A 12,796-nucleotide genomic window follows, 5' to 3' on the forward strand; every position below is an offset into this window, starting at 1 on the left:
CTCCATCCGCACCCGGCTGGCGGCCTCGTCCATCAGGTCGATGGCCTTGTCGGGCAGGAAACGGTCGTTGATATACCGGGAAGAAAGGGACACAGCAGCCTCCAGGGCCTCATCGGTAATCTGGAGCTTATGGTGGGTCTCGTACTTCTCCCGCAGGCCCTTGAGGATCTCCAGGGTAGCCTCCTTGCTGGGTTCACCCACCTGCACCGGCTGGAACCGGCGCTCCAGGGCGGCGTCCTTTTCGATATACTTGCGGTACTCGTTGAGGGTCGTTGCGCCGATAACGCGGATCTCACCGCGGCCCAGAGCGGGCTTGATGATGTTGGCGGCATCCACGGCGCCCTCGGCGGAGCCGGCGCCCACGATGGTGTGCAGCTCATCGATGAAGAGGATCACGTTGCCGGACTTCTTCACTTCCTCCAGGGTCTTCTTGATACGCTCCTCAAACTCGCCACGGTACTTGGTGCCGGCCACCATGCCGGAAAGGTCCAGGGAGAGGATGCGCTTATCCAGCAGATCGTCGGGCACGTCGCCCATGGCGATCTTCCGGGCCAGGCCCTCGGCGATGGCCGTCTTGCCGACACCGGGTTCGCCGATGAGGCAGGGGTTGTTCTTGGTACGGCGGGAGAGGATCTGGATCACCCGCTGGATCTCCTGATCACGGCCGATGACCGGATCCAGCTTGCCTGCCCGGGCATCTGCCGTCAGATCACGGGTGAACTCCTGGAGGGTCTTGTTCTTGCCGTCGTCCCGGGAGGCGGATTTGGCGCCGCCGGAAGAGGAAGAACGGCTGTTCTGAGGTGCCTGGGAGAGTTTGGTCATGAGGGCGGTGTAGAGCTTACGGGCATCCACACCGGCGGTACGCAGGATGCGGACGGCCATGTTGTTGCCCTCCCGCAAAATGCCTGCCAGCAGGTGTTCAGTACCCACGAAGTTGCACCCGCCCCGGACGGAGTCCTCCATGGCGATCTCCACCACGCGCTTGGCTCTGGGGGTCAGGCCCTGAGCGGGGTTGCCGCCGGGCAGCCCGGCGCCCACGCTCTTTTTGATGATCTCCACGATCATCTCATCGGTGAGGCCCTCTTCGGTCAGCACCTCGTGGGCCACACCCTCGTTTTCACGCATCAATCCCAGCAGCAGGTGCTCGGTGCCCACGTAACCATGGCCCAGCTCCCCGGCTGCTTCCTGGGAAAGCCGCAGAGCCTCTTCGGCTCCGGGCGTAAATCTGTTTTCATTCATAAATCGTTACCTTCCTTTCTGTGGGAAAGCCCTGTTACTTGTCTTCCTTGTTTTCCTTGCGCTCCGCTTCCAGCTGCCGGATCTGATCCCGCAGCTCCGCGGCCCGCTCGAAGTTCTCCTGGTGAACGGCCTTCTTCATCTCCATGCGCAAAGCGTTGAGCTGACGCATCCGGGCGAAGCGTCCCTGCTCCTCTTTGCCCACCAGATCATCCTTCTTCTCCTGCGTCTGAGCCTCCTGGGTCTGCACGGGCGCTGCGCTGAGGGCCGGCATATCGGCGAAGAAGTCGTCGAAGGGGTCCTCCAGCAACCGGTTCATCCGACCGAAGAGACTGGGCATGGGAGAGAAGAAGTCATCGAGGAAGCTGCCTCCGAAGAAGCTGTTTCCGCCGAAGAAATTCTGCATCATCCGCTGACTGCGGGCTGCCACCTGCTGGGTATAGCCCAGCTTCTGGGCGCACTCGCTGCAAAGGTGCTTCTCCGTGATCTGTCCGTTGATATTGCTCTGGTAAACAAACGTTACCTCATTCTTGCCACAATTTTCGCATTTCATAATGTATTCCTCCTATATGAGAGATATTGTTTACAACTTAGAAGGTGCTCCGCAGGACTAAACCTGCAAGATCAGCACCTGGCGCAGGATGTCCGCGCGCACCGCGTCCCGGCTCTCCCGGGGCACCTGGGCCAAAGCCTTGTCGCCCACAGCGGCCAGGATCGCCCGTCCGGCGTTCTCCTCCAGCGCTCCGGCCTGTACCAGATTGCTGAGGATCGCCCGGGCAGAGGGCAGGTCCATCCGCTCCCCCAGGGAGTTGATGACGTGCATCAAAAGCGTCTGCCGGTCTACCCGGACCCGCGTGATCCGGATGTATCCGTTACCGCCCCGGCGGCTTTCCACAATGTATCCCCGCTCCGGGGAAAACCGGGTGGACATCACGTAATTGATCTGACTGGGTACGCAGTTAAAGCGTTGGGCCAGATCGCTGCGCTGAACTTCCAGCACACCGTCTTCCGCCTCGTCCAGGCTCTCCTGGAGGAAGCTGGCAATCAAATCTGAAATTCCCACGTTTTGACCATCCCTTTCCAAAAGCCTCGCCAAAGTCTTTCAGCTTTGACTTTGACTTTCTTTGATCTTTGTTTCTGACGTTAGTATACCACCCTTTGATCAAATGTCAAGGGGTAAAATTTGACTTTCTTTGACCAATTTGAAAATAAATTGTGAACGACGTCCATTCCGCTTGCTGGGTAAAATCTCCGATAAGTTTTTAACAGATTCCCTTGCTTTTTTGGAATAGTATGATAAAATGAAAGTCACAAAATCTTATGGAGGTGTTTCCAATGGCCTACAAGATCACTTCTGCCTGCGTGAGCTGCGGCTCCTGCGCCGACGTTTGCCCCGCTGGTGCCATCAGCCAGGGCGATGATCAGTACGTCATCGACGCTGCCGCTTGCCTGGACTGCGGTTCTTGCTGCGACACTTGCCCCAACGGCGCCATCGTCCCCGAGGAATAATCTAAAAGGGATACATAAAAGCACCGCAAGCTCTTTGCTTGCGGCGCTTTTTTGTTTTCCGGCGGAGGAAATGAGCCTTGCGGCTCTTTCCCTTTTTGACTATAATAAGTTGCGTAAACCGTGCCGCGGATCTCCACGGCACTTTTCCACGGAAGGAGCACGCCATGGAGCACTGGGAGTCCATCAGCCCCGGCGGATACCGCTTTGTCTATGACGAGGCCGTCTTTCCACCGGGTACCGACAGCTTTCTGCTGTCCGCCCTGCCCCGGCTCAAGGCCGGGATGCGGGTGTGCGACCTGGGCTGCGGCTCGGGGCTTTTGAGCCTGCTGCTGCTCCAGCGCCAGCAGGGGCTGGACGTCACGGGCGTGGAACTGGATGAACATGCCGCGGCTCTGGCCCGGCGGGCAGCGGCGGAAAACGGCCTGACAAAGCAGATGCGGGTGGCCTGCGGAGATCTGCGGCAGATCCGCGCCCTGCTCCCTGCCGGAGCTTTCGACCTGGTGATCTGCAACCCGCCCTACTACGCCCCCCAGGGAGGAAAGCTGTCTGCCCGGCCCTCCCTGCGCACCGCCCGGGCGGAGCTCACCTGCACGGCGGAGGATGTGTGCGCCGCCGCAGCGTACCTGCTGCGCTGGGGCGGCAGCTTCTGCGTGGTTCACAAGCCGGAGCGGCTGACGGATCTCCTGTGCGCCCTGCGGGGCGCGACCCTGGAGCCCAAGCGTCTGCGCTTCGTCTGTCCCCGGCCGGGCACGGCCCCCTCCCTCTTTCTTCTGGAAGGACGCCGGGGCGGCAGGCCGGGTCTGGAGATCCCATCTCCCCTGGTGCTGTGCCGGGAGGACGGGAGCCCCACGGCGGAGCTGGACGCCATTTACTTTCGGACTGAGGAGGACATGCCATGAGCGGCACACTCTATCTGGTGGCCACCCCCATCGGCAATCTGGGAGACTTCTCCCCCAGAGCCGTGGAGACCCTGGAAAATGCGGATTTCATCGCCGCGGAGGACACCCGGGTGTCCATCAAGCTCTTGAACCACTTCAACATCAAAAAGCCTCTGGTCAGCTACCACGAGCACAACCACGTCTCCGCCGGACAGGCCATCCTCGCCCGGCTGCTGGCGGGGGAATCCTGCGCCCTGGTGACGGACGCGGGCACCCCCGCTGTGTCGGATCCCGGGGAGGATCTAGTGCGGCTGTGCGCGGAAAACGGCGTGACGGTGCTCTCCATCCCCGGCTGCTGCGCGGCGGTGAACGCCCTGGCCGTCAGCGGCCTGCCCACCGGACGCTTTACCTTTGAGGGATTCCTCACCGTCAACAAAAAAAGCCGTCGGGAGCATCTGGACAGTCTCCGGGGGGAACGACGCACCATGATCTTCCACGAAGCTCCCCACAAGCTTGCCGCCACCCTGGCGGACCTGCGAGACACCTTCGGCCCGGACCGGCAGATCGCCCTTTGCCGGGAGCTGACGAAGCTCCACGAGGAAACCCGCCGCACCACCCTGGGCGAGGCTGCGGACTATTACGCCGCCAATCCCCCCAAGGGGGAGTTTGTCCTGGTGGTGGCAGGTGCCCAGCAGGAAACCGGCGCCGCCGTGACGTTGGAGGAAGGTGTGGAGCAGGTGCTGGCCCTGCGGGAGCTGGGGATGCGCCTCAAGGACGCCGCCCGGGAGGTGGCGGAGCACACGGGCCTTTCCAAAAACGAGCTCTACACCGCCGCGCTCAACCGCTGAACTCCCCCGCCCCATAAAAAACAAACAGCACCCCGTCCGCCTCGGCAGTATGGATCATACTGCCTGGCAGCCGGGGTGCTGCTTCATGTTGGCAACAAACGTGCACAGCGGGCATGGCTCCCATGATCTCGCGATCAAAGATTTTTCAGCTCCCGCAGGCACTTCGGGCAAACGTTCTTTCCTTTAAATACCGTGATATCCTTTGTACTGTCACAGAAAATGCAACTGGGTTTATACTTTTTCAGAATGACAGACGAGCCTTCCACATAAATTTCCAGTGCGTCCTTCTCCGCAATGTCCAGGGTACGGCGCATCTCGATGGGCAGAACGATGCGCCCCAGTTCGTCCACTTTCCTTACGATTCCCGTAGATTTCACGTTCTTTCTCCTTTTCCGCCTTGATTCTTGCCAGCGTACTGACAATATCACAGCCTGTTATTATTTGTCAATTACTATTTGAAAAGTTAAAACTAAATTCACATTTGCATATCTAATCGACTTTTTTCGCCAGAAAAGTACAAATCGTCCTCGATTTACAGTAAAAAAGCAAGTAAATATCTATCCAGGATTTCAGAAGGAGTGATTACGATGGCAATGGCCTGGGTTTGGGCGGGCATGGTGGTCTTATCCCTGATTTTCGGACTGGCCACCGGAAACCTTGAAAATGTTTCCAACGCGGCCATGGAGGGCGCCAATTCCGCCGTGGAGCTAAGCGTCTCCATGGCCGGCGTCATGTGCCTGTGGAGCGGTGTCATGGAGATCATGAACGCCTGCGGATTGTCCCAGGGGCTCTCACGGGCCTTTCGGCCCATTTTGCGCCGGCTGATGCCCGAGGCCAGCCGGGATCCGGAGACGCTCTCCGCCCTGTCCGCCAACGTCTCGGCCAACCTGCTGGGACTGGGCAATGCGGCCACGCCCCTGGGCATCCAGGCTGCCCGCCGGATGTCCCGGGACTGCAGCGGCGTTGCCAGCGACGAGCTGTGTCTGCTGGTGGTGCTCAACACCGCCTCCATCCAGCTACTGCCGGCCACCATCGCCTCGGTTCGGGCGGCCGCCGGATCCGCCGCCCCCCTGGATATCCTGCCGGCGGTGTGGCTCTCGTCGGCGCTGTCCGTGGCGGCAGGGCTCACCGCCGCCCGCCTGTTCAGTGCCCTGGGGAGGTGGCGGCGATGAACGTCAGCGCTCTGGTGATCCCGCTGCTGCTGGCCCTGGTGGCCGTCTGGGGCATGGGCAAGCGGGTGAACGTCTACTCCGCCCTGACCCACGGTGCCGAGGAAGGACTGACGGTGCTGGTACACATCATCCCCAATCTGGTGGGACTGCTGACGGCTGTGGCCATGTTCCGGGCCTCCGGCGCCATGGACGCCCTGTCTGGCGTATTCGCCCCGGTCCTGGAGGCTCTGGGGATCCCGCCGGAGACCGCGCCGCTGATGCTCATCCGCCCTGTCTCCGGCGGCGGCGCACTGGCGGTGGGCAGTGATCTGATGACCTCCTACGGCCCGGACAGCTATATCGGCCGGGTGGCGGCGGTGATGCTGGGCAGCACTGAAACCACCTTTTACACCATCGCCGTCTACTACGGCTCCGCCGGCATCCAGCGGACCCGCCACACCATTCCCGCGGCCCTGACAGCAGATCTTACGGGCTTTGTGGCCTCCGCTTTGGCAGTGCGGCTGTTTTTCGGAACATAAAAAACATGGAGCGGAAGCATGGCTTCCGCTCCATGGACCGTTTCCGCTGAGGTGCTTCAATAGGGGTCGGCTATCACCGCGTCGGCGTACCGGGCGGCGTACTCCCCGTCCACCAGGAAGCGCACCTCTCCCACCGTATCCAGAGACTTCAGGGAGAGGGCCATGGCCCGCACCACGGGCGCCATCTCGGTCTCCTCCGGCAGTTCCGCCAGCAGGGCGGCGGAGAGGTTCACATAGCACACATCCTCCTCCAGCCAGACGGATTTTGCCCGGAAGCCCTCCGGGATCACAGGCAGCAAGGACCGGTCCCGCGGGCCCTCCTCCAGTCCCTGGAGCACCGCCGCCACCTGGGTGTCGCCCTCGTAGAGCTCCAGTGTACGCTCCTCTGCCGTCAGATTGCCCCGGCTGTCCCGGAAGTACAGATGGGCCTCTACCGTGCCCACCACGTCCTCCGTACTGGACAGCAGTACGTCCCGTGGAGAGAAGCGCTGGGTGGTTCGATAGGCCAGCTCCTTGCCCCGCACCATGATGCTGACGGAGGCAATCTCCGGCAGCTGCGTCAGCGTCAGAGCAATGGCGTAGTCCGCCAGTGTCAGCTCCACCCCGGAGAGGGTGCTGTATGCAGACGAGAGATCCACCAGTGCCCGGGCGCCGTCCAGTTCCAGGCTCAGCAGGGTAGTCCCCGCGGGGATGGTGTTCACCAGCGTCTCATCCACCGGCCCCGCCAGCAGCTCTTCCATCAGGGCTTGGGCCACCTGCGCCACCCCCTGCTGTTCCTCCTCATCCAGATAGACGGTCTCCGCCCGCAGGGCGTCGCCTCCCGGGGCGTTGGCCAGATCCGCCTCCCGGAAATAGAGCAGATAGGCCGCCTCCTCCTGTCCGGTGACGGCGGCGTAGGCACAGCCGGAGGCCAGCAGCACCAAAATCAGCAGTCCTGCCAGGACCCGTTTCATGCTTCACTCCCCCCTTCCGGCAGCGGCCAGCTGACGGTAAACACCGCGCCGCCCTCCGGGCGGTTGGCGGCCACTACCTGTCCACCCCGGCGCTTCACCGTGTCACTGACGATGGACAACCCCAATCCCGTGCCTCCGGCAGCCCGGGAGCGGGCCTTGTCCACCCGGTAGAACCGCTGGAACACCCGGGGCAGATCCTCCTCCGGGATGCCGGGGCCGTTGTCCTCCACCCGCAGCAGTGCCCGGGGGCCCTGGCGCAGCAAAGACACCTGGACGGTGCCGCCCCGGCCGGTATATTTGACGGCGTTGTCAGTGAGATTGTAGATCACCTGGTGGATCTCGTCGGGCGTGGCAGCCGCCATACAGCCCTCCTGGGCCCTGCAGGTGAGGGTCACGCCCTTCTCCTTGGCCACCAGATCCATCATCCGCATCACTTGCTCCAGAACCGGCCGCACATCCGTGGGCTGGGCCGGCTCCAGTACGCCGCTGTCCAGCCTGGTCAGGCGCAGCAGATCCTCCGTGATGCGGGAGAGGCGCTCCGCCTCCTGGCCGATGTCCGCCACGAACTCCCGGGTGGTGGCGGGATCGATGTTGTCCGTCTGCAAAATGGAATCCGTCAGCAGCCGGATGGCCGCCAGAGGCGTTTTCAGCTCATGGGAGGCATCGGAGACAAAGCGCCGCCGGGCATCCTCCGTGGTCTGGAGGCGGTCAGCCAGGCTGTTGAACTCCTCGCCCAACTGGGCGATCTCGTCGTGGCCGCCGATCTCCGTGCGGTGGCTGTAAGCGCCCTCCCGCACCTTGCGGATGGCCACCAGCAGCTGCCCCAGCTTCCCCGTCAGGGCCTGGGAGAGCCAGAAGCTCAAAAGCAGCACCGCGATCCCCACCACGGCGGAGAGCCGCAGGAGGTTGCTCTGGAGCCCCTCCAGCAGCGCCGCCTGCTCCGTATCGTACTCGTAGGCGTACACAGAACCGATGATCTGGTTTTGATAGAGTACCGGGGAGGATGCCCGGCTGCGGAAAGCACCGTCCCCGTAGCTGCAGCTGAAGGCGTCGTTGCCCAAAAGGGCCTGAACGATCTCCGTATAGACGGCAAACTCCCCCACGGCGGAGCCGGTCTCCCGGGTGTCGTAGAGAACCCGTCCGGCACCGTCCGTCACCAGGATACGGGAAAGCCCCGTCTCCTCCACCACCGCCAAAGCCTCCGTCACGTTCTCCTCCGTCAGCCGGTTCAGTCCCGACAGGGAGTTCACCATCACCGAGACGCTGGACTGGAGGGTGGTCTCCTTGGAGCGGAACACCAGGTCCTGGGACACCAGCAGCGGATAGGTGTTGAGCAGCACCAGCACCGCCGTGATGATGAGAATGTAGCTCAGGCAGAACTTTACCCGGAGGCTGTCCAAAAATCCCCGCTTATCCCTTGAAATAGTACCCCACTCCCCACTTGGTCATAATGTGCTCCGGCTCCGCCGGATTGCGCTCCAGCTTCTCACGCAGGCGGCGGATGTGGACATCCACCGTCCGGTAATCTCCGCCATAGGAATAACCCCACACCACGTTCATCAGGTTCTCACGGCTGTACACCCGGCGGGGATTGCGCATCAAAAGCTCGATGAGGTCGTACTCCTTGGCCGTGAGATCCACGGTCCGGCCGTCCCGGATGGCCACCCGCTCCTCGGTGTTGAGGGTGAGATCCCCCACCGTCAGCAGCGCCCCCTGGCTGCGCTGGACCCCGGCGGCCCGGCGCAGCAGCGCCCGCACCCGGGCCTTGAGCTCCAGGATATTGAAGGGCTTTGTGATATAATCGTCCGCTCCGCACTCAAAGCCCATGAGCTTGTCGGCGTCCTCGCTTTTGGCGGTGAGCATGATGATGGGCACGTTGGAAAACTCCCGGATGCGCATACAGGCCTCCAGCCCGTCCACCTCCGGCATCATCACGTCCAGAATGATGAGGTCGAACCGGTCACTGCGGGCCAGCTCCACGGCGGCGGCGCCGTCATAGGCGCACTCCACCTGATAGCCCTCATTCTCCAGGTTGAACTTCATTCCCTTTACCAACAGCTTCTCGTCGTCAACAACCAATATTTTCAAGGCAGTGCCCATCCTTTCCGTTTTTTCAATCAATTCACCGTGATGCGGCCCTCCAGGTCGGCAAATTTTCCCTCGCCGATGCCGTCCACCTCCATGATCTCCTCTACGGAGGTAAAGGGGCCGTTGGCCTCCCGGTATGCCACGATCCGCTCCGCCAGCTTCTCCCCGATGCCGGGCAGCTCCGTCAGTTCGGCTGCGGTAGCGGTGTTGAGGTCCAGCGGCGTGAAGTCCGGCGTCAGATCCTCCTGAGGCACCTCCGCCTCCGTGGTGACAGCCACGGTGTCCTCCTCCCCGGCGGACCGTGTGTCGTAGACATACAGCCCCGCCAGGACGCACAAAAACACCGCCGTGATCCCCAGCAGCAATTTTTCCGCTTTTGTCACATTTGTCTTTTCCCTCACGGTTGAACTCCCTGTGTTTTTTTGATATACTGGAATCCGTCGAAGCCGGTCGAAGATTTTGCCGGCTCCCCTTTTCCTACAAGTTCAGATTACTTTGGATTATAGCATAAATTGCAGGAGATAGATATGAAATTCAAGGGCTTTCTTTCCGTTTTTTTGGCTGTTTTGATTTTGATGGGCACCGCCGTCCCCTTCGCTGCGGCAGCGGAGGAGGAAGAGGATCCCTTTACCCTGGAGGATCCCAATATCCTGGCCAAGGCCGCGCTGCTGGTGGATGCCAAAACCGGCGCCGTGGTCTATGCCAAGGATGAGCACAAGGAACTCTATCCCGCCAGTCTTACCAAGATCATGACCGCCCTGCTGGTGCTGGAGGCGGTGGACAAGGGGGATCTCACCCTGGACCAGCCCATCACCGCCACGCAGTCCGCCATGTCCGGCCTCTCCGCTTACGGCAGCACCGCCGGCATCAAGGCCGGAGAGACCATGACGGTGGAGAACCTGCTCTACTGTATGCTGGTGGTCTCCGCCAACGAGGCCTGCAACATCCTGGCGGAGGCGGTGGCCGGATCCGTGGATGCCTTCGTGGACAAGATGAACGCCAAGGCGGAGGAGCTGGGCTGTGAGAACACCCACTTTGCCAACGCCAACGGCCTCCACGATCCCCAGCACTACACCTCCGCCTGGGATCTGTACCTCATCACCAAGGCCGCCATGGAATACCCGGAGTTCATGACCATCTGCGACACCGCCCAGGTCACCATCCCCGCCACCAACATGAGCGAGGAGCGGACTCTGTACACCACCAACTACCTGCTCTCCAACTGGCGGGTCATCGGCTACCGCAACACCGAGGCCCACGGCATCAAGACCGGCTCCACCGACGAGGCCGGCTACTGCCTGGTCTCCTCCGCCCAGCGGGGCAGCCTCTCCTTCATCAGCGTCATCCTGGGAGCCGAGCGGGTGGAGGTAAACGGCGTAGGCGATGTGCGCAGCTTCTCCGAGACCACCCGGATGTTCAACTGGGGCTTCAAAAACTTCACCTACAAGACCGTGCTGGATGAGAACGAATTCCCCAAGGAGGTGGCGGTGACCCTCTCCAAGATCGACCATGTGGCCGTGCGTCCGGCGGAGGAAGTGGAAGTCCTGATGCCCAACGGGCTGGATCCGGCAGATCTCACCCGCACCGTGGAGCTCACCGCCAATCCCGTGGAAGCCCCTGTGTCCGCCGGTGATGTGCTGGGTACGCTGACCCTCAGCTATAACGACCAGGTCTATGCCACCGTGGATCTGCTGGCCCTCAACGATGTGGAGGCCTCCGGCTTTCTGACTTTCCTGCGGGATATGCAGGTCTTTTTCAGCGGCACCGCCGTGCGGATCGCACTGGTGGTGCTGGTGGTGCTCATTGCGGCACTGGTGCTCTGGAAGCTGACGGTGGGCCGCCGCCGCTATCGCTACGGCCGCAGCGTCAGCGGGCGGGGCCGCAGCTCCTACCGGGGCCGCCGCAGAAGATAACCAAAAAACGAGACCGTCCGGTTGGGACGGTCTCGTTTTTTCTCACAGATAGCATACCAGCTCAGAGAGGGGCTTGCGGTCTGTGTGGAGGCGGGAGGGATGAGCGCCTTCCGCCGGGTAGCCCATAGGCAGCAGGGCGATGGGCTCCAGGCCCGCCATCTCCGGGAAAGCCGCTTTCAGCTTCTCCGGGTCGAACATTCCCACATAGGTGGTACCCAGGCCCAGATCCGCCGCCTGAAGCATCATCTGGGTGGCGGCGATAGCAGCGTCGATCTCACCGTGGTTCTTGCCGTCGCCCTCCCGAACCCAGGCAGCAGCGGGGGCATAGGCCACCGCCAGGATCACCGGGGGATGGAAGTGGCTGCCCATGCAGGCATCCGCCTTTTCCAGGGCCTCGGGGCTCTGGATCACGAAAAAGCGCTGGGGCTGGTTGTTGTGGGCAGTGGGGGCTTCGCGTCCGGCCTCCAGAACGGCGGTGATTTTCTCCGCCTCCACGGGGCGGTCGCTGAATTTGCGCAGAGAATACCGCTCCGCGGACAGTTGTGCAAACTCCATGGGGTTCTCCTTCTTTCTTGTTTGATTACCCCCGGATTGTACCACAACCTGCCAGTGAGCGCAATCCCCCTCAGCCCTGAGACGTGCTGCCCTGCCAGTTGCCGTCCTGCAAAATGGCCTCGCAGAGTTTGCGCCGCTCCACATCGTAGAATTCCATGAACTTCAGGGAGTAGATGTCCGCCACGATGTAGCGGTCCCGGCCCTCTTGGTAGATGGTAAGGTAGTTGTTGCCCACCTCGTAGAGGATTCCCTCCCAGGACACCATGCTCTGGGTCCCCACCAGGAAAGTGGCCACAATGTAGGTACCGATATTTTGGGAGAGCATGGCATTGAGTGAGCCCTTATAGGCCTCGGACACCGTGGTGGGGGACTCCACTACCTCCGCCGGCAGGCGGTTGTGCATATCCAGCTGTCCGCCGCTGAGCTGCGAGGTGCCCCGGACTCCGCTGCTTCGCCCCGCCGTCCGGGGCATGCTGATCTCCCGGCTCCAGTCGGGAACCGCGCTGTGTGTCATGGGTTCCATGGGGGCAGTCACCGGAGCGGCCTGCCCAGAGGCGGGAACGGCATCGGAACGGCTGGTACGGTCTTGCTGAAACTGAAACATAAAAACCCTCCTTGCGCCCAACTGGCGCCAAAATGATCCGGATACTCCGGCCCGGACGCCCTCTCAGGTTTTGTAGTAGGCATCCGTGGGATTGTAGAAGCAGTGGTCCCCGATGCGGGTCTGCCAGTAGCCCACGCCTGAGGGGAACTGGGAGCGGCACTGGGGACCGAAGGGGTTGTAGAACCAAAGGGACTCCGCCACGTCCGGCAGGCGGTTTCCGGCAATGGCCCAGTCTGCTATGTCATAATGGATCTGCTCCGGGCGCATATTGTAAATATTCTGGGGGTTGTAGACCCCGTTTTCCGTTTCGCTGGCACAGACGAACTGTCCCGGCTGGAAGATGATGTTGCGGATGCTGCCCTTGCCCACCCGGGCATACTCGCCGCCCACCGCGTTGACGCGGTTCATCACCACTCCCGCCACCGCCTTCATTCCGTTTTCGCCCTCTCCTCCCGCCTCGCACTCGATGAGGCGGGCCAGCAGCTCCCTGTCGGAATATGCCATATTCGGTCATCACTCCTT

At 61.8% G+C, this 12,796-nt stretch carries 17 protein-coding genes; 6 read left to right on the forward strand and 11 right to left on the reverse strand.

All coding sequences use genetic code 11. From position 1 onward, the window contains the following. From ACT67G_RS04840 to ACT67G_RS04850, 3 genes are all read right to left on the reverse strand, one after another. A partial coding sequence (locus tag ACT67G_RS04840; protein WP_443663234.1) for a Clp protease N-terminal domain-containing protein occupies positions 1 to 1,239 on the reverse strand: 1,239 nt, incomplete at its 3' end. Between the two features lie 34 nt (positions 1,240 to 1,273). Continuing rightward, positions 1,274 to 1,789, reverse strand: coding sequence for a UvrB/UvrC motif-containing protein (locus ACT67G_RS04845; protein WP_325247359.1), 516 nt, complete (start codon positions 1,787 to 1,789; stop codon positions 1,274 to 1,276). 57 nt (positions 1,790 to 1,846) lie between these two features. Beyond that, positions 1,847 to 2,299, reverse strand: a complete 453-nt coding sequence (locus tag ACT67G_RS04850) for a CtsR family transcriptional regulator (RefSeq protein ID WP_325247360.1) — start codon at positions 2,297 to 2,299, stop codon at positions 1,847 to 1,849. 272 nt (positions 2,300 to 2,571) lie between these two features. Here ACT67G_RS04850 and ACT67G_RS04855 point away from each other — a divergent pair, with 272 nt between their 5' ends. The 3 genes from ACT67G_RS04855 (at position 2,572) to rsmI (ending at position 4,471) form a co-directional block, all read left to right on the forward strand. Beyond that, positions 2,572 to 2,745 (forward strand): DUF362 domain-containing protein, encoded by a 174-nt coding sequence (locus tag ACT67G_RS04855; RefSeq protein WP_295585718.1) that lies wholly within the window; start codon positions 2,572 to 2,574, stop codon positions 2,743 to 2,745. A gap of 164 nt (positions 2,746 to 2,909) precedes the next feature. Next, positions 2,910 to 3,644: a tRNA1(Val) (adenine(37)-N6)-methyltransferase gene (locus tag ACT67G_RS04860; protein WP_326214784.1), complete on the forward strand. Its 735-nt coding sequence runs from the start codon at positions 2,910 to 2,912 to the stop codon at positions 3,642 to 3,644. Continuing rightward, entirely contained in the window at positions 3,641 to 4,471 is an 831-nt protein-coding gene (rsmI, locus tag ACT67G_RS04865) for a 16S rRNA (cytidine(1402)-2'-O)-methyltransferase (RefSeq protein WP_443663237.1), read from the forward strand. Before ACT67G_RS04860 ends, rsmI begins: the two co-directional genes overlap by 4 nt. A gap of 134 nt (positions 4,472 to 4,605) precedes the next feature. Here the strand turns inward: rsmI and ACT67G_RS04870 are convergent, their stop codons facing one another. Next, positions 4,606 to 4,848, reverse strand: a complete 243-nt coding sequence (locus ACT67G_RS04870) for an AbrB/MazE/SpoVT family DNA-binding domain-containing protein (RefSeq protein ID WP_325247363.1) — start codon at positions 4,846 to 4,848, stop codon at positions 4,606 to 4,608. A 210-nt stretch (positions 4,849 to 5,058) separates the two neighbouring features. Here ACT67G_RS04870 and ACT67G_RS04875 point away from each other — a divergent pair, with 210 nt between their 5' ends. Both ACT67G_RS04875 and ACT67G_RS04880 read left to right on the forward strand, forming a co-directional pair. Continuing rightward, positions 5,059 to 5,643, forward strand: coding sequence for a nucleoside recognition domain-containing protein (locus ACT67G_RS04875; RefSeq protein WP_325247364.1), 585 nt, complete (start codon positions 5,059 to 5,061; stop codon positions 5,641 to 5,643). Beyond that, positions 5,640 to 6,161 carry a spore maturation protein gene (locus tag ACT67G_RS04880; protein ID WP_443663238.1) on the forward strand — a complete coding sequence of 174 codons (522 nt, stop codon included), beginning with the start codon at positions 5,640 to 5,642 and terminating at the stop codon, positions 6,159 to 6,161. The genes ACT67G_RS04875 and ACT67G_RS04880 overlap by 4 nt, the downstream gene beginning before the upstream one ends. A gap of 56 nt (positions 6,162 to 6,217) precedes the next feature. Here the strand turns inward: ACT67G_RS04880 and ACT67G_RS04885 are convergent, their stop codons facing one another. Genes ACT67G_RS04885 through ACT67G_RS04900 form a run of 4 tightly spaced genes read right to left on the reverse strand, consistent with a single transcriptional unit; the run spans position 6,218 to position 9,585 of the window. Further along, positions 6,218 to 7,114, reverse strand: coding sequence for a GerMN domain-containing protein (locus ACT67G_RS04885; protein ID WP_326214778.1), 897 nt, complete (start codon positions 7,112 to 7,114; stop codon positions 6,218 to 6,220). Next, entirely contained in the window at positions 7,111 to 8,514 is a 1,404-nt protein-coding gene (locus ACT67G_RS04890; RefSeq protein WP_325246085.1) for a sensor histidine kinase, read from the reverse strand. Before ACT67G_RS04890 ends, ACT67G_RS04885 begins: the two co-directional genes overlap by 4 nt. Positions 8,515 to 8,524: 10 nt before the next feature. Then, complete coding sequence (locus tag ACT67G_RS04895; protein ID WP_325246083.1) at positions 8,525 to 9,202, reverse strand: response regulator transcription factor; 678 nt, start codon at positions 9,200 to 9,202, stop codon at positions 8,525 to 8,527. Between the two features lie 29 nt (positions 9,203 to 9,231). Continuing rightward, positions 9,232 to 9,585: a ComEA family DNA-binding protein gene (locus tag ACT67G_RS04900; protein WP_443663241.1), complete on the reverse strand. Its 354-nt coding sequence runs from the start codon at positions 9,583 to 9,585 to the stop codon at positions 9,232 to 9,234. A 144-nt stretch (positions 9,586 to 9,729) separates the two neighbouring features. On the opposite strand from ACT67G_RS04900, the gene ACT67G_RS04905 reads away from it, so the two are divergent. Beyond that, complete coding sequence (locus ACT67G_RS04905) at positions 9,730 to 11,115, forward strand: D-alanyl-D-alanine carboxypeptidase family protein (RefSeq protein WP_443663243.1); 1,386 nt, start codon at positions 9,730 to 9,732, stop codon at positions 11,113 to 11,115. 42 nt (positions 11,116 to 11,157) lie between these two features. On the opposite strand, the gene ACT67G_RS04910 is transcribed toward ACT67G_RS04905, so the two are convergent. The 3 genes from ACT67G_RS04910 to ACT67G_RS04920 all read right to left on the reverse strand — a co-directional run bounded on the left by ACT67G_RS04910 (position 11,158) and on the right by ACT67G_RS04920 (position 12,778). After that, a complete protein-coding gene (locus tag ACT67G_RS04910; protein ID WP_443663245.1) occupies positions 11,158 to 11,670 on the reverse strand; it encodes a nitroreductase family protein in 513 nt (170 codons plus the stop codon). A 70-nt stretch (positions 11,671 to 11,740) separates the two neighbouring features. Next, the gene (locus ACT67G_RS04915) at positions 11,741 to 12,274 is read right to left on the reverse strand and encodes a hypothetical protein (RefSeq protein WP_443663246.1); all 534 of its coding nucleotides are present in this window, start codon (positions 12,272 to 12,274) and stop codon (positions 11,741 to 11,743) included. A 63-nt stretch (positions 12,275 to 12,337) separates the two neighbouring features. Further along, entirely contained in the window at positions 12,338 to 12,778 is a 441-nt protein-coding gene (locus ACT67G_RS04920; protein WP_325246073.1) for a cell wall hydrolase, read from the reverse strand. Positions 12,779 to 12,796: the final 18 nt, after the last annotated feature.

It is taken from the genome of Dysosmobacter sp., from assembly GCF_052306735.1.
Taxonomy (GTDB): Bacteria; Bacillota; Clostridia; order Oscillospirales; family Oscillospiraceae; genus Oscillibacter.